Annotated in this window: 7 protein-coding genes and 1 pseudogene; all 8 read left to right on the top strand. The window is 35.9% G+C overall.

All coding sequences use genetic code 11. The annotated features are described in order from the left end of the window. A pseudogene (locus tag SD960_RS15760) lies at positions 1-1622 on the top strand (hypothetical protein); the annotation flags it as partial. Positions 1623-1755: 133 nt separating this feature from the next. Beyond that, positions 1756-18045: a T9SS type B sorting domain-containing protein gene (locus tag SD960_RS15765; RefSeq protein ID WP_318804627.1), complete on the top strand. Its 16290-nt coding sequence runs from the start codon at positions 1756-1758 to the stop codon at positions 18043-18045. Positions 18046-18088: 43 nt separating this feature from the next. Further along, a complete protein-coding gene (locus SD960_RS15770; protein WP_318804629.1) occupies positions 18089-19063 on the top strand; it encodes a type IX secretion system membrane protein PorP/SprF in 975 nt (324 codons plus the stop codon). Between the two features lie 266 nt (positions 19064-19329). Next, on the top strand, positions 19330-20517 hold the full coding sequence (locus SD960_RS15775) for a phosphoglycerate kinase (RefSeq protein WP_042563624.1): 1188 nt from the start codon (positions 19330-19332) through the stop codon (positions 20515-20517). A 111-nt stretch (positions 20518-20628) separates the two neighbouring features. After that, positions 20629-22464, top strand: coding sequence for a LysM peptidoglycan-binding domain-containing protein (locus SD960_RS15780; RefSeq protein WP_318804631.1), 1836 nt, complete (start codon positions 20629-20631; stop codon positions 22462-22464). A gap of 49 nt (positions 22465-22513) precedes the next feature. Beyond that, on the top strand, positions 22514-23482 hold the full coding sequence (locus SD960_RS15785) for a DUF4837 family protein (RefSeq protein WP_318804632.1): 969 nt from the start codon (positions 22514-22516) through the stop codon (positions 23480-23482). Between the two features lie 51 nt (positions 23483-23533). After that, entirely contained in the window at positions 23534-24181 is a 648-nt protein-coding gene (locus SD960_RS15790) for a DUF1579 domain-containing protein (protein WP_318804634.1), read from the top strand. A gap of 122 nt (positions 24182-24303) precedes the next feature. Further along, entirely contained in the window at positions 24304-24753 is a 450-nt protein-coding gene (locus SD960_RS15795; protein WP_318804635.1) for a GNAT family N-acetyltransferase, read from the top strand. Positions 24754-24829: the final 76 nt, after the last annotated feature.

The following is a 24829-nucleotide window of genomic DNA, read 5'->3' on the forward strand; positions in this document are numbered from 1 at the left end:
CAGATGCAGAAGCACAACAAGCAAAATTAGCTGCAGAAGCAAAAGCCAAAGCCGACGCAGAAGCACAACAAGCTAGACTTGCAGCAGAAGCAAAAGCTAAATCAGATGCAGAAGCGCAACAAGCAAAATTAGCTGCAGATGCAAAAGCCAAAGCCGATGCAGAAGCACAACAAGCAAAACTAGCTGCAGAGGCAAAAGCGAAAGCAGATGCAGAAGCACAACAAGCAAAATTAGCTGCAGAAGCAAAAGCCAAAGCCGACGCAGAAGCACAACAAGCTAGACTTGCAGCAGAGGCAAAAGCCAAAGCAGATGCAGAAGCGCAACAAGCAAAATTAGTTGCAGAAGCAAAAGCTAAAGCCGATGTAGAAGCAGAACAAGCTAGACTTGCAGCAGAGGCAAAAGCCAAAGCAGATGCAGAAGCGCAACAAGCAAAATTAGTTGCAGAAGCAAAAGCTAAAGCCGATGTAGAAGCAGAACAAAAAAGATTAGCTGCTGAAAATAAAGCAAAAGCAGATGCAGAAGCTCAGCAGGCAAAATTAGCTGCAGATGCAAAAGCAAAAGCTGATATGGCAGCAGAACAAGCAAGATTATTAGCTGATCAAAGAGCGCAAGCTGATGCAGAAGCAAATGAAAAATTGAAAGCCGAAGAAGAAACAAGACAATTAAGACTTGCTGAAGAAGCACAACAAGCGAAGCTGCTTGCAGACGCTAAAGCGAAAGCTGATGCAGATGCACTAGCAAGAGCGGCTGCTACAGACGAGGCAGGAAAAGCAATTGATAATTTAGCACTTTCATTAGATGCATCTGCTAAAACTCAAGATGATTTATTAACACAGTTTAACGCTAGTGTAGCAAATAAACAAAAAGATCTTAATGACTTAAAAGAAGAAAATGATTTAAGTGATAAAGGAATTTACAAAGAGCCAAAACCTTTTAAAAGTGTAGCAGCTGAAAATAGTCAGATAGAAGCTTTAAAATTACAAATAGCTGAAGCAAACAGAATTCAGAAAGATGAAATTGCAAGGCTAACTAATTTATATAACGAAAGACTTAAAAAGTTCCCTAATAAAAATGATGCTACAAACAGGGCTTATTTAGAAAAAATAAACCAATTGAAAGCGGCACAATTAAAAATGGAAGCAGATAGTGTAGCATTACTTGCGAATTTAGAACGCATTAAAGCTGAAACTGAAATTGAGAAGAAACGAAGAATTAAGCAGGCAGCATACGAGAATGATCAGGGAAGATACGCACAGGATCTAGCAGCTCTTAAACGTATAAAAGAAACTACGAAACCAAGTAGTACACCGTTAACTGCAAGTGATTTTGATTTTGGTGAAGACCAGTCGAACATGCAGATTATAAAAAATATTAAAAATGCTGACAGCGGTTTTTATTTAATTATTGCAGTTCACAGCAGTGTTGAAAAAAGAGATGAATTCTTAACTAAAGCGGTTGCCGCGGGACGTACAGATGTTAATTTCTTCTACAACGTAACAACAAGTAAATACTACATCTATTACGAAAAAGTCGATGGATTACAAGAAGCTCAAAAGGCAATGGAATCTAAAGGAAATGCGCCATATAACGGGAAAATGGCGATCGTAAAAGTGGAGAATTAAAGATAAATAAAAAGTATAGGCAGCTCTTTATTAAAGAGTAAATACTAAAGATTAAATGTTTATAAGTGCTAATTATTTTGCTTTCTGATGCCCCTCAGGAACTGAAGTGTAAGTAAAAACAAATAGAATGATTATGAAAAAACCTACTATTTTAAGAACGCTGATTTTTGCTTTGGCTTTGTTATTAAATTTTGTATCCTACTCGCAAAATTTGATAGCATTTAATGCAAAAATTAATCATGAAGGAAATAAAAACTTATTCCTTCAGGCGAATAATCAATTTATTAATAAAATTGGTTTTACTGCTAAAAATGATACTGTTGCTAAGGGATTAGCAGCTGCTATTACGCATCCTGTTATTAAGTATGCTACGGGTACTTATGCTGGTACAGTTGCGGAATGTCCTATTGACGGAAGTTTTCTCCCAAAATTATTTTTGTGTGGAGATAACGACTCAAGATTAATCCAGACGACTATTGCCAATGCTACCAAAATTGTATGGCAACGACGTACAGGAGGATGTACCCCTATTAGTAACGGAAACTGTCCGAATGTAGCAGAGAACTGTTCTTGGGCAGGTGTTGCAGAAGGAGCAGATTATAATGCAAATAGTGCAGGTGAATTTAGAGTAATCATTAGATTTTCAGATAATACTGAAAGCACATTTTACTTTAATGTTTATAAAACAGAAGTAGATCCAACAGGAATTATAAAAAGTGATATAATCACCGGTAGCACTGCTTGTGTTATTCCCGGTAAAATTATGGCTGTAAGTTTTCCTACAGGTTCCGGGTATGAGTATAGTTTTACAACAAACCCTACACCTAATACATGGCAGGACAGTAATACTTTTGAAACTACTACTCCAGATACTTATAATGTATTTATGAGATTGAAAGGTATTACGGGAGGTTGTATTTATAGTGTTAAAAATATAGTAGTTAGCAGATTCAGGCTTTCTACTTCACTAACGGCTATACAACCAGGTTGTTTTAATCAAAAGGGGAGTATTAAAGTTACTGCCAATGGTGTTAACAATGATTATACTTATGCAATATTTAAAAACCCAAGTAATACTGCACTTACTACTACACCAACTAAATCTGTTCCTGAACATGAATTTACAGGTTTGGATGCTGGAACTTATACAATAGTAACAACGATAAAAGGAACTAATTGCAATGTAACCGATACGCAGTCAATTACAATTACAGCAGCAAACCAGCTAAATAATACATCTTATATTTCTACTGCATTAAGTTCATGTAATACAGGAATTATTCAGGGTAGAGCCAATGGCGGAGCCGGAGGAACTTACCGTTATTTTGTAAATTACAACAATACTGGTTTCGTTGACGTTCCAACTACAAGAGTTATTGTAGACAAAGCAGGAACTTACATAATGCGTGTTCAGGATTTAAATGGTTGTACTGCCGATTTAACAATTAACGTAAGTGGAAACAATGTAGTAAAGCCAGTATATACTGTTGATCCTGTCCTTAGTGGAAATTGTAATCCAACCGGAACTATTACTGTAAATGTAACCAATACAAATGGTTATGCATATATAGAATATAGTAAAGACAATGGTACAAATTGGCAGAGTAGTAATGTTTTTTCAAATTTGCCTGCTGGAGATTATAATATCACAGTTAGGTATAAAGTACGTAGTAGAGATAACTGGTGTACAGATGCTTTTACTACAAAAACTATTGGTACAACTACTGCCCTAACTGCTTCTGCAGGTGTTGCAGCATTACCAGGTTGTGCGCCTTATCCAGATAGAGGTATGGTAAGAATTACAAATCCACAAGGTGGTACACCTCCTTATGAGTATTTTTTTAGCAATGAAGCTATTAATAATAATGGATGGTCGGCTGTCAATGTAGGGTATCTATCTGCCGGAGGACCATATACCGTTCGTATTAGAGATTCAAAGGGATGTACTTATGACATGACTGGTATTACAATCGATTCTAAACCAAGTCCTCCAGATGTTGATTATGGCGATTTGATTTATAATTGTGATGGTACAGGTTCACAAACGGTTATTATAAACCAAGGTGCGGGTGATCCAAGATATAATTTTACTTATTATCTTGATGGCAATCCTAATCCTAATACTGCAAACCCAAATGTGTTCTTAAATATTCCTACAGGAACGCATTATATTTCTGTTGATTATAATATAAAATCTGCAAGTACTTATAGTAATTTATTAGATGAAAGTTTTGGAAGCGGTGCAAACACAACTTCACCTGGTATTAATACTTTCTATTATTGTTTTGAAAGACAACTTCCAAATCAACCTGCTACACATTGTAATGGAAGTGAAGCGATAAATGATGGAGATTACTCTGTTACGAGTTATATTGATCAAAATGCAACCAATGGATGGAGCTGGAGATACCCAATAGACCATACATCAGGAACGGCAGCTTTAAAAGGTAGATTCCTTGCTGTTAATATTGGTGACCAAATACCGGTAACTACAATTTTGTATGAAAAACAAATTAATGATGTGATTCCAAATCAGCCTATCATGTTTGAGTTTTATGCAATGAACTTGATGATGCCCGGAGCTGGTAAAGCTGACCCTAATTTAAGAATTGCGTTGGTAGATGCATCAGGTACAGAAATTTCATGGTTTGCTACCGGAAGTATTCCAAGATCAAATACAAATAGTGACTGGAAGAAATTCCCACAAACAGCAATCACACTTGACCCGGGAAATAATACTTCATTGCGACTAATTGTTCGTTCTAATGTTCGAGAAACCTCAGGTAACGACGTTGCTATTGATGATATTAAAGTATTCCAGGTGCCAAGAGTATGTGGAGCACAATTTCAATATAGGGTAACGGTTACTCCACCACCGCCATTTGTTCCTCGTATTCAAAATTTAAAAGGAGAAACATGTTTTGGTGCCGGAGACGGATCTTTTGAAATTTTTGGAGAGAATTTTACAGGTGAATTTTATTATTCTATAAATAATCAGGAGCCTTGGATAAAGTCAACTGTTAATCCAGTTAAAATAGGTCCGCTAGCAGCTGCTACTTATAGTGTTAGAGTTCGCCGTGATCCTACTTCACAAGGTTGTGATTTCGATATCCCGACTACGGTTACATCTCCTCAAAGATTTACTTTAGACGCAACTGCAACGGTAGCAACTTGTGATACTCCTTCTGTAGTTACAGCTGTTATTGGTGGTGGAACAGGACCTTATAATATTACACTTACAAGAGTTTCAGATGGAAAAGTTTTTACTTTCGTTCTGGATGCTGACGGTAAGTATCGTGTAAAAGATAATGATCTTACTCCTGGATCTTATAAAGTTTCGGGTATAGATAAAAATCTTTGCTCCGCTTCGAGAGGAACCGATTTAATAATCACCGGTTCATTACCGCCTACTGTTACTATTGAATCAACTTCAAATTTATGTTTTAGCGAAACTGTAGGTGCTGACATTGTGGTTAGGATTGCAGGTGGAAAAGGTCCATTTAGTTATAGAGTAAAACTTAACCCAGGTACTTATGGAGCCTGGAGTACAACTTTTGCAGGACCTACTTTTACTCATCATGTTACTACATCAGGTACCTATGATTTTGAAATCATGGATGCTAACAGTTGTTCGGCTCAGGTAATAAGCCAACAAATTGATCCAAAATTAACAGCGAAAAGTGCTGTTACAACTTCAATAAGCTGTAAAGCAACTGGTACAGATGCAATTATTCAGGTAACAATAACCGGAGGTACTGCACCATATACTTATGTTATTAAAAACAGTTTAGGTACAGTTTTACCTGGTGGAGGAACTACTACAAATCCTGTCTTTACTTATTCTACAGGTATTTCAGATACATATACTTTTGAAATTCAGGATGCTAATAAATGTCCAATTTCAATTAGCCAAAAAGTTAACGCATTAGTGGCGGTAACAGCTGAATCAGAAACACATGATGCTAAATGTATTGGTGTTGCAAATGGTTCTGTTGACCTTAAAGGCTTAACTGGTACGGCACCTTTTACATTTCAATTTAATGGTACAGGTGCTTTTACAAGTACAACTCATTATGATGGTTTAGCAGGTTCTGCTGCCGGTACAGATTATAGCTTCACTGTTAAAGATGCAAATGATTGTGTTAGAACTTATACATTTAAAATTTTCGAGCCAGCTATTATAGAAGGTGTAGCAACTATAGCACCAACATATAATTGCGAGCAACCGGCAACAATTACAGTTTCTGGAGTTAAAGGAGGAACACCAGCGTATAAATATACATTATTAAGAGGCGGTGTTGCAGTGGCAGGACTACAAGATAGTGCAGTATTTAGCAACATAACTGTTGCAGGTGTTTATACTGTAACTATTTCTGATGCAAACTCTTGTAGTCAAACTATAGCTGCAGGAACAATCAATGCATTGAACCCTCCTACGGGAATGACAATTACTACTACTACAGCAGCAACTTGTCCTACTAATAAAGGAAATGTTACAATAACAAATGTTGTAAATGCTGCAGGTGTTGCAGTACCAACAGCAGGTTTAGAGTACAGAATTTCATTACCGGCATCTGCTACAACTGCATTCCAGTCAAGCAATGTATTTAACGGTCTTGATGCAAATGTTTTATATACTTTTGAAGTAAGAGATGCTAATAAATGTATTGCTTCAAAAACTCATACAATAGCACTGCCAGCTACTTTTAGTGTTGGAGGTACTCCAAAAAACATTACTTGTTTTGGATCGACAGATGGTTCAATCACATGGACTGTAACCGGTATTGCAACTGGAGGAAATTACAGTTATACAGTAGATTCAGGAGCGGTACAAACAGGAACTTCAACAGGAAATCCATTTACTATTGTAAGTCCGGCTTTAGCTGCAGGATCTCATAGTATTACTGTAACAAGTACAACAACAAACTGTCCTGTTACTGCAAATGCAACTGTTGGTGGTCCAACGGCTGCTTTAGCTTTAAACGCACCAACTCTTACACATGTTACTTGTTTGGTAAAAGGGACAGCACAAATAAATGCTGTAAATGGTACCGGAACTTATACCTATACAGTTACGCCAACTGCTCCGGCAGGTACAGCAATAGTTCAGGCTAATAACAACTTGTTTACTAATTTAGGAGCAGGAACATATAGTGTAACTGTAACTGATTTAGGTGGATGTACTACTACGGCACAAAACTTTACTATTAACGATAAAGTATTGCCTTTGGCACAAATTAGTACGACATCTGATTTTTGTGCTGATGGTGGAGCTACTTTAATAGCTGAGCCTGTTACAGCGCCACAGCCAAATTATGAATACAGCATAAACGGTGGTACTAATTACTTTCCGTCGGGAACTTTTGCAGGACTAACCCCTGGAAGTTATACTATTATAGTTAGAGATAAAGTAACGGGTTGTACTACAACATTAACTGCACAGACAATTGCTGCGCAAGTTACAGCAAATGCTCAGATAACTAAAGATTTAGATTGTACTACAACAACTCCAACATCTGCGAATGCTATTATAAAAGTTGATATCTCTAGCGGTTATCCTGATTATAGATATAGAGTAAATACTACAGGCGCTCCATTTAGCGGAGCTTATACAGCTGTTGGAGCAGGTTTAGTTACTTTTAACTATTCAGCTGCAACCGCTGCTACTTATTATTTTGAAATTACTGACAGCAAAGGTTGTACAACAGTAGTTTCAAGAACTGTAGATGCAAAAGTATTACCTGATTTTACAACAGTACCGGAACACGTACTTTGTAAAGGTGCGTCTACTGGAAGTATTACTGTAAACGGTATTCCTTCTACAGGTACTTATGAATATATTTTGATGCCAATTTCTCCGGCAGGAGCTACAGTAACTCAAACTACTAATAAATTTGAGAATCTGCCTGCAGGATCATATGAAATCACAATTGTTGATGCTAAAAAATGTGTATCGACACCAAAAACAGTTAGTATTAATGAACCAACAAATGGTTTAAGTGCTACTGCAGCTGTTACAACTAAATTAACATGTGACGCATCAAATACTGCTCAGTCTGCTACAATTACTGTAACTGCAACTGGTGGAACGCCGTTTACAGGCGTAAACCCATACCGATATAGTTATAACGGTCAGACTCCTGTTACTTCAAACACTTATACTACTACAACAGCGGGTACAGTGACTATAGTGGTAACTGATGTAAGCAACTGTCCATTTACAGTTCCTGCAGGAGTTGTGATTGACGCTTTAAACCCGCCAACAAACCTTGTTATAACCCCATCTAATGCTATTACTTGTAAAGCAGCAGAATTAGATGCAGATTTAACTTTGACATTCACAAATGGTGTTTCGCCATTTAAATATGAAATTACATCCCCATCAACTCCTGCTGTTACTAATATTGCAGGACGTTCCTATACATTTACAAATTTAGCAGTAGGTAATTACTCATTTAAAGTTACCGATGCTAATAATTGTACAATTACTGGAGATTATGAAATAAAAGCGGTTACACCAATTACTGTTTCAGGTTCAATAGTTTCGGCTATTACTTGTAACGGACTTTCTAATGGTGCTATTAAATTTGCTGTTGGAGGTAATTCAACAGGATTTACATACGTACTAAGAAATGCTGCTAATACAGTTATTCCTGGTGGAACAGCAACGGCAACAGAAGTTAACTTTACTGGATTACCAGTGGGAGTTTATACACTTACTGTTACTAACCCAACTACAGGATGTTCTGCACCAGCTTCAGTAACACTTACTGCTCCGGCAGCGATTAATATTACAAGCGCATCCGGAACAAAAGTATTCTGTAATAAAGCAGAGACAACAATTACAGTTACTGCAACAGGAGGAACAGTTCCATTAAGTTACGCGGTTGTAAAAACTGGAGTAACTCCAGTTGCTGCAAATTATAACACGACTGGAGTTTTCACAAAAGACACTAGTGTAGATGGTTTAAGTTATGATGTTTATGTTTCAGATGGCAATAGCTGTCCTGCTACAAGTACTGTAACGATTACCAAAAATGCTGAGCCAACAATAGATCCTGTTGTGGCTGCACAATGTTATTCTGGTGCTTCATTTACGGTTACAATTACCGGAAGTGTTTATAACGGTTTAGCAAATGCTCAATTTGGTCTTGACGGTAATTATAACACAAATCCGGTTAAAACAATTACAGGTCCTGGAACTTATACTTTAGGTATAAAAGATGACAATGGTTGTGAAAAAACAACAACTATTGAAGTTAATGATCAATTGACTCTTGAAGCTAAATTGACTAAAGATCTTACTTGTCCTACTACGCCTCCAACGGCAACAGCTGCTCAAATTAACTTGTCAGCAAGTGGTGGAGACGGAACTTATGCTTATGCTTATAGAATTGCTCCATCGCCAACTTATGTTGCAATTGCAGGTGCTGTATTTAATCCTACAGTTGCAGGTCAATATTTCTTTAGAGTTACATCAGACGGATGTTCTGCGGTATCTACAGTTGCTGTTGACGTAACTACTCCTGTATTACCGGTAATTACTGGTATTACACAAACACAGTTTATAAAATGTAGTGGAGAAGAAACAGCTGCAATTAGTATTGCAATTGATAATACTAAAGGAGTTGCGCCATTTGTATTTAATGTACAAAGAACAGCACCAACTGCATTTAATTATGGCACACAAACATCAGGATTAGCTGCCGGTACTTATACTGTTACAGTTACAGACGGTAAAGGTTGTGTTGATACTGATAACATTACAATTAGTGCTCCTCTTCCAATTGATTTTAGCTTAGCTAAAGTTGATATTACTTGTAACAACCCGGGAGGTTCGAGTCTTGGAGAAGTTACAGTTCAGGGTATTGTTGGAGGAACAGCACCTTTCAAATATTTTATTACAAACAATTTTGGAGATGTTATTGCAGGTAACCCGTATGTGGCGACTGCAAGAGAAAATCATACATTTACTGTTATTAACTATGGTATTTATACTATAAATGTTGTTGATGCCAATGGTTGTGCTTTATCTAAAAACATTACTATAGCATCACCTCCTTCAGATTTAATAATTAATGTGGCGGTATCGCCTTCTGATTGTATTAACGGTGGTACTGCAAGAGTATCAGTTGTTGCTCCTGTTGGAAGTCACAATTATCAGTTTGGTTTATTAGAAACTAATGTTTCACCATATACAACAACTTGGTTTGCTGCTGATGCAGGTTTCCCTGATCAAAAAACGTTTACTAATCTTGTTCCGGGTGTTACTTATACTTTTGTGGTACACGATTTAACTACAGATTGTTATTATGTAAAAGCAGCTGATGCTCCAATTGCACCGGCGTCGCCTATGACATCATCTATTGCTCCTGTGAATGTAACTTGTACAGGTGCAAATGATGGAAAGGTAACTTTTACTCTTACTAATTTTGACGCTACAACTACTTCGGTAACATACCAGATATTTAAAGCACTTACTGCTAATTCACCAGTTGGGCCAGCTATAACAGCTCCGGTTACTTTTGGAACACCGTTAGTAGTTACATACCCATCACCAGGTACATTACTTCCGGGACGTTATTATGTACAATTTATTGAAAATGGTACAGGTTCTTATAATGGATGTAAATCTGCTTCAGCAGCTTTTGACATTAAAGAATCTTCTGTTCCATTATCAGCTAAAGGATATGTTATTAAAAATGCAAACTGCGATAATTTAGGAGTAATTAATGTTGAAGGTAAAGATGGTACAGCACCATACGTTTATCAGGTAACTACATCTGCTACTGCTCCGGCTATAACAGATACTTGGGAAACTTCGCCTAATTTTGACAGAGCAGGAAGTTTAGCTGGAATTACATATTATGTTTATGTAAAAGATGCAAATAACTGTATCAGAACAGATAACGTTATTTTACGTATGGATCCGGATCCGGTATTCGCACTAACTGTTCCAAACAGATGTGCTGTAGAAGGATCATTTGTAGTAGATGTTACAGTTACAGATGCAACGCCTACAATGGCACCATATTCTGTGAGTGTTAACGGAGGTAATTTTGTGAACTTTACAGGATTAACTTATTCTGCTACAGGTCTTAATTCTGGTGAACAAACTATTATTATTCAAAATAAAAATGGTTGTAAAACAGAACATAAAATAACGATAAACCCAACTCCGCTTGCCACAGCAGCGGTAACTAAAATCCTGGATTGTTCTGTAACAGGAAATGCTGTTGCAGATGCCATTATTAGAGTAACAATTACAAAAGGTACAGCACCATATTCATACAGTGTGAAAAAAGGTACTGCAGCTTACGGTGCAGCTACAGCTTTAGGAGCAGGGATAACATTCTTTGATTACCCGGTTACTTCTGCAAATGCTGATACTTATACTTTTAGAATTACAGATGCCAATAACTGTCCAGTTGAAACTAATTCGGTAATTATAGCGCCAATTGTGCCAATTGTACCAGATTACAAACCAACGCAGCCATTATGTTTCTCAGGAAACGGAACTATCGAATTATCAGCAACTGGAGGGAAAGCGCCATATACTTACAACTTTAATAACTTAGGTTTCACAAACACAACAATTTATACTGTTGCTGCAGGAACATATCCTTATATTATTAAAGATGCTCTTGGTTGTGAAGTTACAGGTTCTGCAATTTTAGGTCAGCCAACAGAAGTATTTGCTACAACGCCGGTAATTACTCCATTTACGTGTGGTACAGGTAATGTTGGGCAAAGTGCTACGGTTGTTTTAGGAGCAACAGGAGGTTCTGGAGATTATGAATATAGTTTTAATAATAGTGCTTTCAGTACAACAACTACTTATACAGTTATTGATACACAAGTAGATCACTTAAATATACCTTACAGTGTAAGAGATAAAAATGGTTGTGCAAACTCAGGTACAGTTAATATTTATAAACTTGATCCGCCAATTAATTTTGATATGGCTCAAACAGCAACAATTACTTGTGCTGTAACGACTACAACGGTTAACATTTCGAATGTAAGAAACTCGGCAGGCGTAATTGCGGTTCCGCCGGCAGTACTTACTTATCAAATTGTTTCTCCGGTAGCATCAATTGTTGATAATGGTACAAATCCATCATTTACAAATCTTGGACCTGGTACTTATGTATTCCAGGTAACTGATGCAGCAACTAACTGTATTAAACAATTGTCTTATGAAATAAAAGACGTTACTAAAATCAATATCGTTAAACAATCTACAGATGACATTACTTGTCTTAATGCAAATGATGGAAAAGCAAGTTTCGTCGTAACTGGTTTTGGAACAGGTGTTGGTACTTATAACTATGTACTTGATACTAACCCAGCGGTTACAGGTCAAACAGCTGCTGCAATCAATTTGACATTGTTAACTCCGGGTAATCATAGAATTACTGTTCAGGACGATGAAACACAATGTTCAGCGTTTGTAGATTTCAGAATAGAAACTCCAACTTTAGCTTTGGCTATTGATAAAGTGGTTACACCACTAGGTTGTAAAACTACTGGAGCTGTAAAAGTTACTGCTCAAGACGGATGGGGTGATTATTTATATTCATTAACTCTTCCGGGTGGTTCAGTTCTTACTAATACAACAGGAGCTTTTGATGGTCTTGTTTCAGTCGGAGCTTATGCTATATCTGTTAAAGATGCTAAAGGTTGTGTGGCTACAGATTCATTTAATTTGGTAACACCAATTAATCCGGTAGCAACAATAGCAGCATCATCAGTATATTGTTATACTTCGGGAGCAAAATCTACATTAGTAGTAACTGCTTCTTCAACATCTCCGTTTATTTTACCGGGTGATGTATACGAATACAGTATCAACAATGGTCAAACATGGCAGTTATCAAATACATTTAATAATTTAAATCCGGGTCAGTACAATATTACTGTAAAAGATAAATTTGGATGTACCGCAACAGCAGTAAACACAACAATTACAGGAGAACTTTTTGCTTCGGCAGAGAAAAAGAAAGATATTTTCTGTACAGGTGTTGTTGATGGTACAATTAGAATTAGTGCAATAGGGGGTTATCCTACATATAGCTATACAGTAACAAAAGATGGAGTTTTAGATGCAACTGTTATACCGTTTGCTAATGCTGGTTACTCAGATTATACAGTAACTGATCCAGGTAGTTATGTGTTTACGGTAACAGATACAAGAACTTGTTCTGATGTTACAATTGCAGTAGATATGGTTAGTCCAACTATTCCGGTATTTACTACAACACCAACTTCTCCATTCTGTTCAAGCACACCGGTTGTTCAGGGTAATGTTGGTAACGGAACTATTTTAGTGAATTTAGATCCGGTTATTAATAATAATACTCCGTATACTTATACGCTTATCAGAACAGCTCCAACAGCGGGAACTTTGGTAACTCAGACTATACCTCTATTTAAAGACTTAATTGCAGGAACTTATAATATTACTGTAATTTCAGACAGAGGTTGTTCAATATTGCAAACTGTTGTTTTAGATCCTGCAACTCCGGTTGTAGCTGCTGCTACTGCTGGTGGTTTCGCTTGTACGCCTGATACTAATTCAATTAAAGAAACAATTGTTACAGTAACAGCTACAGGTGGAAAAGGAACAGGTTTATTAGCAGATTACAGATATAGTAATAACGGTACAGACTGGTATGAAACAAATACATTTAAAGTATTTGATACAGGACTTACTCAAAATCTTACTTATTACGTTAAAGATTTAAATGATTGTAAAGATGATGTTCCGGTTATAATCACTCCATTCCCTAAATTAATTTCAGCTGAAGCTAATTTATTAGTAGCAGCAGATTGCCCAAATAGTGGAGTAGAAACTGTAAAAGTTGATATCGTTGGCGGAACAGGAAGTTTTGCTTATCAGGTATCTGTAGATGGTGGCGCTTATAGCACACCGGCAACAACAGTTACTACAGGAGCAACATTCAATTACCCGGCTCCGGCAGGTCATTCATATCAATTTAAAATTACAGATACAGTTACTTTATGTACTGTCTTTACAGATGTTCATGAAGTACCATTATACAACATCATGGTTGTAAATGCAACTCCATCTGCAATGGTAAGCTGTAAAGGATTTACTGACGGAAGTATCACAATTAATATAGAAAAATACACAGGTACTTACGACTACAGAGTTCTTCTTGCAGGAGTTCCAGTAGCTACAGGAACTGGTATTAATGCTGCAACTAATAATCCGTATCCAATTACTGGATTAGGAGAAGGAGTAGATTATGAGGTTGAAATCACTCAAATAGGATATCCTAGATGTGTTGTATTATCAAATAAAGTGACAATTACAGCGCCTACGGTATTAGATATTTCAGGAATTGTTATCACAAACGTAAATCAAAATTGTAACACTGCGGGTGCAGTACTTACAATAGACGAGAGCAGCATTCAAGGAGGTACACCAGGATATTCATATTTATTCTTACCAGTAGGATCGCCAGTTCCGGCATTTGCAGATTACAAACCAACAAACACGGCGACAATTGCAACAACGCAAATTTCCCCATTGTATGATTCTATTGATGTGTATGTAAAAGATAGTCAAAATTGTTACACTGTTAAAACAGTAAACATTTCGCTTGATCCAATGCCAACGATTACGAATGTTGATGTTGTAAGTCAATGTTACAATGCAGCAGGATATACAATTCAGGTTGCAGCAACAGGACTTGCTCAATTACAATATAGCATTGATGGTCAGACATGGCAAAATGACCCTGAGTTTAATGTAACAACTCCAGGTGACTACACAGTTACTGTAATGGATAAAAACGGTTGTAAAGTTACAGCTCTTGCGCCTCTTACTATTTTAGAGCCATTAGCAGCGCATGCAGATGTGACTATTGTGCCAGAATGTAATAATGCTGATGGTGAAATTACAATATATGCTTCCGGTGGTACAGTTTCACCTCCAAACAGCTATGTGTATCAGATAAAAAATAGTGGGGTATGGCAGGTAACTCCTAACTTCCCTAATTTAGCACCTGGTGACTATACATTTGTAGTAAGAGATAATGTTACTCAATGTGAAATAGATGTTGAAGGAAAAATTGAATTCCCTGCTGTTATTGACGGGTTTGTTGCAACGCCTTCACCAGTAACATGTGATGGTTACTCAAATGGTAGTATAAAAGTTACGTTATCGCCTTTAAACACCGACCCTATTTATAAATATAGTATACTAGGAGCGACTGTTAATATAGTAGATCAGTTATCACCAGAATTCAATAATTTACCAGCCGGTGATTATACAGTATCTGTAAAATCTGGTAGAGGATGTCCTGCATCTACAACAGTTAAAGTTGATACGCCAGCTCCTATCACTGTGCCTGTAAGCAATACACAATATACTTGTGCTGCAGGAGACAACATCAATAGCAATGCAACAATTACTGTTGGTACAGTATTGGGTGGATCAGGAAATTATGTAAGATATGTATTCTTAAGAGATGGTACAGAAGTTATGTACGACGGACCTTCGAATGTATACGCAGAGTTAGACCATAAAGGTGGGTCGTATACTGTAACAGTTTATGACGACAAATTCTGTGAAGGAACAAGTACAACGCCAATAGATATTATACCGTTTACAACACTTACCGGAATTGAATTTGATACTAAAGTACCAAAAACATGTGATGTAGATGAAACAGTTCAGGTTAATGTTAAATGGACAGGAGCAACACCTCCATTACAATATACTTTAACTGGAACACTTAATACAGTAATTCCACCAGTAACAAATAATTCTGGTTTATTTCCAGGTTTAGGAATTGGTGATTATTTAATTACGGTTCTTAATACAGATACAAATTGTTCAATTGCAAGAGATTATAAAGTAATTGATCCGAATTCGTTCGAATTTAAAGTTACTAAAACGAGAACAGATATCTGTTTTGGTCAAGCTGATGGAAGTGTTGAGTTAACTATGGTTGACAACAGACCTACTCCAGATGATGAAGCAGGCGGATTTAGTTATACTATAACAGGTCCAATGAATTTTGCTGGAACGACTACGGGAATTACTTTACCACTAACGGGTTTAATTGCCGGTAGATATGATGTTGTTGCAAGACTAACTAATGATCCTAAATGTGATGTAAAAACTAGTTTTGAGATAACTCAACCAACTACAGAATTTAAAATTGATGTTAATCATACAAGAGTTACTTGTGCATCAGGAAACAGTGATGGTACTATTACTATAACTGCAACTGGCGGATGGGGAGAAGGTACTTACATATACGAATTGTATGATGGTACAACGACTGTAACATCTGAAGATGGAATTTTTGTAAACTTAGGTGTAGGACATTACATTGTAAGTGCAAGAGATAGTAAAGATTGTAAGGTTTCTGAACCTGTTGACCTGGTTATTCCACCTGTAATTACATTTGATGCTATACCAACTAGTACTGTAGTAACATGTTACGGAGATAATAGCGGTATCATTACAATAAGTAACGTTGCTGGAGGTAAAGGTTCTGACTATGTTTATAGTTTAACTTATACAAGTCCTGAAGGTGATGTTACAACATTAGGTCCTCAGACTGATCCAGTATTTACAGGATTAAAAGCAGGAATGTATGCAGTTATTGTTGAAGATGCATTTAGCTGTAGTGCGCCAGTAGCTACAACTATCACTTTGACAAATCCGGCTAAAATTGAGGCAACACTTGCGCAAGATAAAGGCCCAACTTGTGGTACAGATGCAGATCTTAAATTAACAGTTGTTGGAGGTACAGGACCATATACATATAGTGTAGACGGAAACGGATACAGTACTCCTGCTTTCGCTTCAGAAACAATTATTTCTGCTGCCGTAGGTTACCATATCTATTATGTAAAAGACAGTTTTGGTTGTGTGGTACAATCAAACGGTATAACTGTAGAGCCATTGGCACCATTAACATTAGATGTGGATCAAAGTCATGCGCATGTTAATTGTAAAGGTGACTTTAGCGGATTGATAAATGCAGTTGCAACCGGAGGCTTAGGTGATTACCAATACTCACTTGTAGATAATAGCACAAGTCTGGAAATAAGAGCTGCACAAGCTGATGGTATTTTTGCCAACCTTGCAAAAGGATTCTATACAGTTCATGTTAAGAGTGGTCTTGACTGTGAAACAAGTAAAATAGTAGAAATAACAGAAACAGAAGACGCTTTAATAGCACCATTTGAGAAATTTGATGCTAAGTGTTATTTAGAAAATAATGGTAGAATTGTTGTAACAGCATCTGGAGGTAAAGGCGCTATTAAATATGCAATTAGCCCTCACTTAGATCAGTTTGTTGATAGCGGTACATTCAATGATTTAGCTGCTGGTGGTTATACTGTAATCGCTCAGGATATATTAGGTTGTCACGTTATTCATAACATTACAATTTTACAGCCAGAAGTATTACGTGTTAGTGAAATCCCTAACTCTATGATACCAGAAGTTTGTGAAGGTGATAAAGATGGAGCTTTTGGAGTAGTAATCGCTGGAGGAACTGCACCATATTTTGCAAGCCTTGACAATAGAGACGGAACTTATGCTCCTGTTACCGGAACTGAACAATATTACACAGGTCTTGTAGGAGGTATGCATACAGTATATGTGAGAGATACAAATGGTTGTACATTCGAATTGGAGATAGACATGCCAGAATCTGTAGCTCTTAAGCCAACAGTAGAAATAAACTATGATTGCGTAAACAATGCTCAGGCTAATTTTGTTAAAGTGGATCCGGGTTATGAAGATGAAAGTCAATTAGATTATTCTCTTGACGGAGGAGTAATCCAACCAGGTAACACGTTTACAAATGTGCCGGCAGGTGATCACACTATTACAGTGAGACATACAAATGGATGTTCGGCAGACGTTACATTTAAAATTAATCCTTACACTGCCTTAGGTGCTGTTAAAGCTACAGGTCAGCAAGAGATGAATATTATTTCTGTTACCGCTTCGGGTGGAGCTCCGGCTTACGAATACAGTTTCAACGGAGAGCCATTTACATCATCTAACAAATACAAAATCTACAAATCTGGAGATTATAAAGTAATAGTTAGAGATCAAAACGGTTGTACGTTTGAGCTTATCGTTCCAGCAATCTATGTAGATGTTTGTCTTGACAATTACTTTACTCCAAACGGAGATGGTGTTTATGACAATTGGGGACCTGGTTGTACTAATATTTACAACAACCTAGAATTCTCAATCTTCGACAGATACGGTCGTGTAATAGCGAAATACCACTACGGTCAAAAATGGGACGGTAGATATAACGGAGAGGAATTGCCTTCAGGTGATTACTGGTATGTTCTTAAACTGAATGATGTAAATGATAATAGAGAGTTTGTTGGACATTTCACTTTATACAGATAACAAATTAGAGCCCCAAATTATGTTATCTAAAAAAATTATTACAATGAAAAAATTATTTTTATCCTTAGTACTCATGGCTGTAACAACAAGTTACAGCCAAGAGTTAAACCTACCGGTATTTACGCAGTATTTAGCTGATAACCCTTTTGTGCTTTCTCCCGCTTACGCAGGTATTGGTGATAACCTTAGAATTCGTCTTAATGGACTTACACAATGGGTAGGAATTAAAGATGCGCCAGAAAACCAGTCTTTGTATGCTGACTTTCGAGTTTTGGACCGTTCAGGAGTTGGTATCTCATTGTATAATGATAAAAATGGTTATACACGTCAAACCGGTGCAAAAGTTTCATTTGCGCACCACTTGATTTTAGATTATTATTCAAAACAGTACTTGTCTTTTGGTATCTCGTATAACTTCAATACGTTTAAAATTGATATAGACGAATTCAATAATACAATTGAACATCCAATTTTAGACCCTTCGGTTACAGATAATCGTTATACATCAAATAATAACTTTGATATTAGTGCTTTATACCGTAATAAGAATTTTTACCTAAGTTTTAATGCAAACAACGTTTTGCAAAAAAATACCGACAGATACCGTGGTTTAGAACCAAGTTTACTTTCGAACTATCAGGTATATACAGGTATGATTTTCAAAGACGGAGAAAACAGCCGTATCGAATACGAACCATCTGTTTACTACCAATATTTTGCCAGTGATAAACGTTCTACTACCGATTTTAACTTCAAGTACAGACGTTACAATCGTTACGAAGATTACTATTGGATTGGAGTTTCATACCGTTTCTTAAACGACCAGTTTCCTAAACCATTATCAGTTGGGCCAATGTTGGGTTTTATGAAATCTAAATTTTACTTCGGATATTCATATCAGGTAATGTTCAACGATCTTGGTAATTATAACACAGGAACGCACTCGATCACTATCGGATTCGATTTCTTCGGATCGATCAGTAACTGTCCTTGTACACAAAGTCCGGTTCACGACTAATAAATTTACATTTAAGATTTACTGTAGACTAAATCCTATACTTTTTCGTTTTACCATAAAATGAAAGACCATTATTTGGTTTACAGTAACTTTTAATTGTTAAATATTCTGCTAAACAATTTTATATTTTTTAAAATAAATTTGTTTGTTTTCTTAATTTACAACGTTTTCGTTGTTATAGGTAGGTTATTTTTATATTTTTCGAATTTAATACTACACTAAAAGTTCTATATTTGTTATTCTTTCAAAAATTTAAAAATTATCAAATGAAAACTTTAAACGATTTCGACTTTAAAAATAAAAAAGCAATAATCCGTGTAGACTTCAATGTTCCTTTGGATGAAAACTTTAATGTAACAGATGCAACACGTATCGAAGCTGCAAAACCAACCATTGATGCAATCTTAAAGCAAGGTGGAAGTGTAATTTTAATGTCACATTTAGGAAGACCAAAAGGTGCAGAAGAAAAATACTCATTAAAACATATTTTAAAAACAGCTTCAGAAATTTTAGGAGTTGAAGTTAAGTTTGCAACTGATTCGATTGGAGAACCAGCTCAAACTGCTGCTAAAAACTTAAAACCAGGAGAAGTTTTATTACTTGAAAATTTACGTTTTCATGCTGAAGAAGAAGCAGGAGATGTTGCTTTTGCAAAAGAATTAGCTTCACTTGGAGACATCTACGTAAACGATGCATTTGGAACTGCTCACAGAGCGCACGCATCGACCACTATTATTGCTCAATTTTTTCCAACAGAAAAATGCTTCGGAACATTATTGGCAAAAGAAATCGAAAGCTTAAACAAAGTACTTAAAAATAGCGAAAAACCAGTTACAGCAGTTCTTGGCGGATCGAAAGTTTCTTCAAAAATCACCGTAATCGAAAATATCCTTGATAAAGTAGATCACATGATTATTGGCGGAGGAATGACTTTTACATTCGTTAAAGCACAAGGCGGAAAAATTGGTGATTCTATTTGTGAAGATGACAAACAAGATTTAGCACTTGAAATTTTAAGATTAGCCAAAGAAAAAGGAGTTCAGATTCATATTCCGGTTGATGTTATCGCTGCAGATGATTTCTCAAACACAGCAAATACACAAGTTGTAGATGTAACTGCGATTCCTGACGGATGGCAGGGTCTTGACGCTGGTCCTAAATCATTAGAGAATTTCAAGAAAGTAATTTTAGAGTCAAAAACAATTTTATGGAATGGTCCATTAGGCGTTTTTGAAATGGAATCTTTTGCAAAAGGAACGATCGCTTTAGGTGAATTTATTGCAGAATCTACAGAAAAAGGAGCTTTTTCACTAGTTGGAGGAGGAGATTCTGTTGCTGCAGTAAAACAGTTTGGTTTTGAAGATAAAATGAGCTACGTTTCCACTGGTGGCGGGGCAATGCTTGAAATGTTAGAAGGAAAAATCTTACCTGGAATCGCAGCGATTTTAGACTAAAATTTCACAATTAACATTTTTTTAGATAGTTTTTATTGATAAACTATTTAGTTTTGCAAAAAGTAATCACTCTGTAATTGTTTGAATTATAGAATTTTAAATAAATGTTATATGATTATAAGGAAAATTTCATTAGCGGTTTCTGTCTTTTTTTCTGTAGCTTCTTTTGCACAAGATGTTGCAAAAGCAGATTTAGAAATTAAGCCGGATGTTAAAGTCTCTTATTTAGATTCAGTTAAAAACTCTTTCAAAAAAGATCTGCTGTGTACTCGTGTAGACAGTCTTTGGATGAACGAATTAGTGAGTTTAGATATTTATGATGATTTAACAAAAGACATTCAAACCATCAATACAGATATTTCTGTAGATGAAGAGTTACCAACTGAATTGCTTAAACAGCGACTTCAGGTGATGAATGAGAAATCGCCTTTTGAGATCGAATATAATCAGGGATTAGAAAACATCATAAAGTCATTTCTTAAAAATCGTAAAAAATCATTTTCACGATTAATGGCTTTATCAGAATATTATTTTCCAATTTTTGAAGACGCCTTTGCAAAACAAAACGTTCCTTTAGAAATTAAATATTTAGCCGTTGTAGAATCTGCTTTAAATCCTAAAGCAGTTTCTAAAATGGGCGCCACCGGAATCTGGCAGTTTATGTACGGAACCGGAAAACAATACGATCTTAAAATCGATTCGTATATAGATGAACGCAGCGATCCTTTAAAATCAACTGCTGCCTGTTCAGAATATATGACTAAAATGTTTAAAATTTTTGGTGATTGGGAATTGGTTCTTGCCTCTTATAATTCAGGACCTGGAAATGTAACAAAAGCCATTCGTCGTTCTGGCGGAAAAACAAAATACTGGGACATTCGTAATCATCTTCCAAAAGAAACTCAAGGTTATGTTCCTGCTTTCTTAGCAACAATGTATCTTTTTGAATTTCATAAAGAACACGGAATCAACCCGGAGAGAGCTGTAGTTAAAAACTTTGAAACAGATACAGTTCAAATTAAAAATCAAATGTCATTCAAACAAATTGCTGATTTGTTAGACATGCCACAATCACAAATACAACTTTTAAATCCTTCATATAAATTAAATGTTGTCCCATTTTATCAAAACGAACAACACTTTTTACGTTTGCCAAAAGATAAAATTGCAACTTTTGTCAACAACGAAGATAAGATTTATGATTATGTAGCTTATCAGTCCCAACATAAAGGACTTCCAAAACAATTGGCTTTAAAAGTTTCTCCAAAAGGAAAAGCTAAACTGGATAATGCAGTTGCCACAACAGAAACACAATATTATAAAGTTAGAAAAGGGGACAACCTCGGTTCGATCGCAGATAAGTATGATGTTTCGATTTTGGAGTTAAAAAAATGGAACAACCTTAAAGGCAATGCACTTGCTCTTGGTAAAACTTTAAAAATCAAATCAAATAACGATTCGATTGTAAAAAATCCAAAAGAGTTGAAAGTAATTCCTGAAGTTGTTAAAAAATCTGAAGAAGCAGTTGCATCAACAGACAATAACGATAAAGGAGGTAAAAATCTTGAATATATAGTTGCTGCCGGAGATAATTTGGGAAGCATTGCTAAAAAATTCAATACATCAGTTGCAGATTTAAAAGAATTGAATAACCTGACTTCTAATAATATTGGATTAGGAAAATCCTTAATCGTTGGCAAAGAAATAGTTATTGAAGATGAAACACCTGCAATAAATACTGCTGTAGCTTCAAGTTCTATAGATTCGTTCAGAAAAAAAACAGCTTCGGCTAAAAATATAACAGAAGATTATTACGTTAAAAAAGGAGATTCATTATATAGTATTTCAAAAAAATATCCTGGAGTGACAATTTCAGATATCAAAAAATGGAATAATATTAAAGATGGAGATATTAAACCCGGAATGAAACTTAAAATTAACGGATAATAAAAAAAATCTTAACTAAATTTGGGTTTTATTTCATTAAACTAAGAAAATGAATAAAACCCATTTTTTATGCCTTGTACTTTCATGTTTGTTTGTTTCCTGTTTTAAAAATGAGAAACAGCCTCAGCCTGTTTCCGGCAAAACAAATACAATATCAGTTATCATCGACGATCAGTTGTGGTACGGTGAAGTAGGCGATACCATTCGAAATAAATTTGCTTCTCCGGTTTGGGGCCTTACCCAGGAAGAACCGTTGTTTACCATTAATCAATATCCTGCTAAATTACTAGAAGGGTTTGTTACCGATAGCCGAAGTATTATCGTAGTAAAAAAAGCCGCAGCAGATAAATTCGAAATTAAACACAACGAAACATTACCGCACAACACATTCCGTATTTACGGCAAATCAGTTGAAGATATTATTTGCAGCATCGAATTAAATTCGGCACAAATTATCAAGATGATTCGCGATGCCGAAATTCAAAAAATCCAACAGGACAACAGAAAATCCCTGTTGAATCCGACGGTAATAAAAAACAAGTTTCACATCGATCTTCAAATTCCCTCCGGTTACGAATATATGTTGCATAAAAAGAATTTTATGTGGCTGAAAAAGGAAATCATCAGCGGGAATACGAGTTTGCTGATTTATCAGATTCCAATTCGGAGACTTACAAAAGGCTCAGATATTGTGGGCAATATTGTTCGCATGAGAGATTCAGTAGGACGATATATAAAAGGACGAGAGCCAGACACACCCATGATTACCGGTGAAGCTTATGCACCATATTTTTCGACAACACTATTAGACGGAAAAAAAACATATGAAACCAAAGGAACGTGGGAGTTAAAGAACGATTTCATGACCGGACCTTTTATAAACTACGCTATTATTGACGAAGCTTCAAGAAGAATCCTGGTTATTGAAGGATTTTGTTATTCGCCTTCTAATCAGGAAAGAGACCTAATGTTGGAACTCGAGGCCATCATAAAATCAGTTAAAATTGATAAAAGATAATTGGCTATATTTTTCGTACATTTGATTTAATAACCAATAAATCAATTATTTATGAAAAAATTCTATCTAACATTAGTGATATTGGCAGCATGTTTTGCTTCTTGTAAAAAGGAAATAAAAACAGAATACGAAAATGAAAACCAAAAAGGTACTGATACTATCAAAACCAAGGAACAAGCTATTGAACAGCCTTTAGATTCTGCTGCACAAATGAAAGCCTGGGTAGAATATGCAACGCCGGGAAATGCACATAAATTAATGGCTGCTGAAACCGGAACATGGAATTGTGATATGACTTTTTGGTCGGAACCAAATGGTAAAGCAGAAAAAGCAAATTCAACAGCCAATATTAAAATGATTCTTGGCGGCAGATATCAGGAAGCAAATTATAGCGGAACAATGATGGGGCAACCGTTTCAGGGTAAAAGTACATTGGCTTATAATAACGCCAGCAAAGAATACACGACGACTTTTATCGATAATATGGGAACAGGAATGATGGTCGCTGTGGGTAAATTTGATGAGAAAACAAAAAGTATGGAACTTAAAGGAGATATGGTAAATCCGGTAAACGGAAAAAAAACACCTTATCGGGAAATATATACAATTGTTGATGCAACAACCCGTAAAATGGAAATGTTTGACGTAAAGAACGGCGAAGAGTATAAAAGCATGGAAATTATAATGAAGAAAAAATAAGTAGATTTCAAAAATAATCTGAGAATCCCGATTACGATTTGTAATTGGGATTTCTTTTTTTTGATAATAGTAATAAAGATTTTTCAAGTAATTTAGTTGTTTGAATAAATGAAAAAATAGCAATGGAATTAAAATGGAAAATAAAGCCTTTTGAGGCATTAAGTGTTCATGAGTTATATGATTTACTTAAAGTGCGAAGTGAGATCTTTGTTGTGGAGCAAAATTGTGTTTATTTGGACTTAGACGGTAAAGACAAGAAAGCTTTGCACCTTATGGGAGAATACGACGGCAAAATTGTGGCTTATGCACGTTTGTTTGATGCCGGAATTAGTTTTGATAATGCATCAATTGGAAGAGTAGTAGTGGATGCCAATTACAGAGATAAAAAATGGGGGCATGATTTAATGCGTGAAGCAGTAGCAGGAATTAAATCTCATTTTGGTAAAGATGCAATTACAATTGGTGCGCAATTGTACTTGAAGAAATTTTATGAAAGCCACGGATTTGTGCAAACAAGTGAAATGTATTTGGAAGATGATATTCCGCATATTGAAATGATTCGGGATTTATAAAAGTCTTTGTTTTTTGCTAACGCAACATTGTTTCAAAGTGTAAAATTATTATTTTTTAAAGAATAAAATATTAATA

It is taken from the genome of Flavobacterium sp. MMLR14_040 (genome assembly GCF_033657265.1).
Classification (GTDB): Bacteria; Bacteroidota; Bacteroidia; order Flavobacteriales; family Flavobacteriaceae; genus Flavobacterium.

Coding starts and splice junctions, on each gene's coding strand:
- SD960_RS15765 (WP_318804627.1), top strand. CDS start 1,756: ATGAAAAAACCTACTATTTTAAGAACGCTGATTTTTGCTTTGGCTTTG.
- SD960_RS15770 (WP_318804629.1), top strand. CDS start 18,089: ATGAAAAAATTATTTTTATCCTTAGTACTCATGGCTGTAACAACAAGT.
- SD960_RS15775 (WP_042563624.1), top strand. CDS start 19,330: ATGAAAACTTTAAACGATTTCGACTTTAAAAATAAAAAAGCAATAATC.
- SD960_RS15780 (WP_318804631.1), top strand. CDS start 20,629: ATGATTATAAGGAAAATTTCATTAGCGGTTTCTGTCTTTTTTTCTGTA.
- SD960_RS15785 (WP_318804632.1), top strand. CDS start 22,514: ATGAATAAAACCCATTTTTTATGCCTTGTACTTTCATGTTTGTTTGTT.
- SD960_RS15790 (WP_318804634.1), top strand. CDS start 23,534: ATGAAAAAATTCTATCTAACATTAGTGATATTGGCAGCATGTTTTGCT.
- SD960_RS15795 (WP_318804635.1), top strand. CDS start 24,304: ATGGAATTAAAATGGAAAATAAAGCCTTTTGAGGCATTAAGTGTTCAT.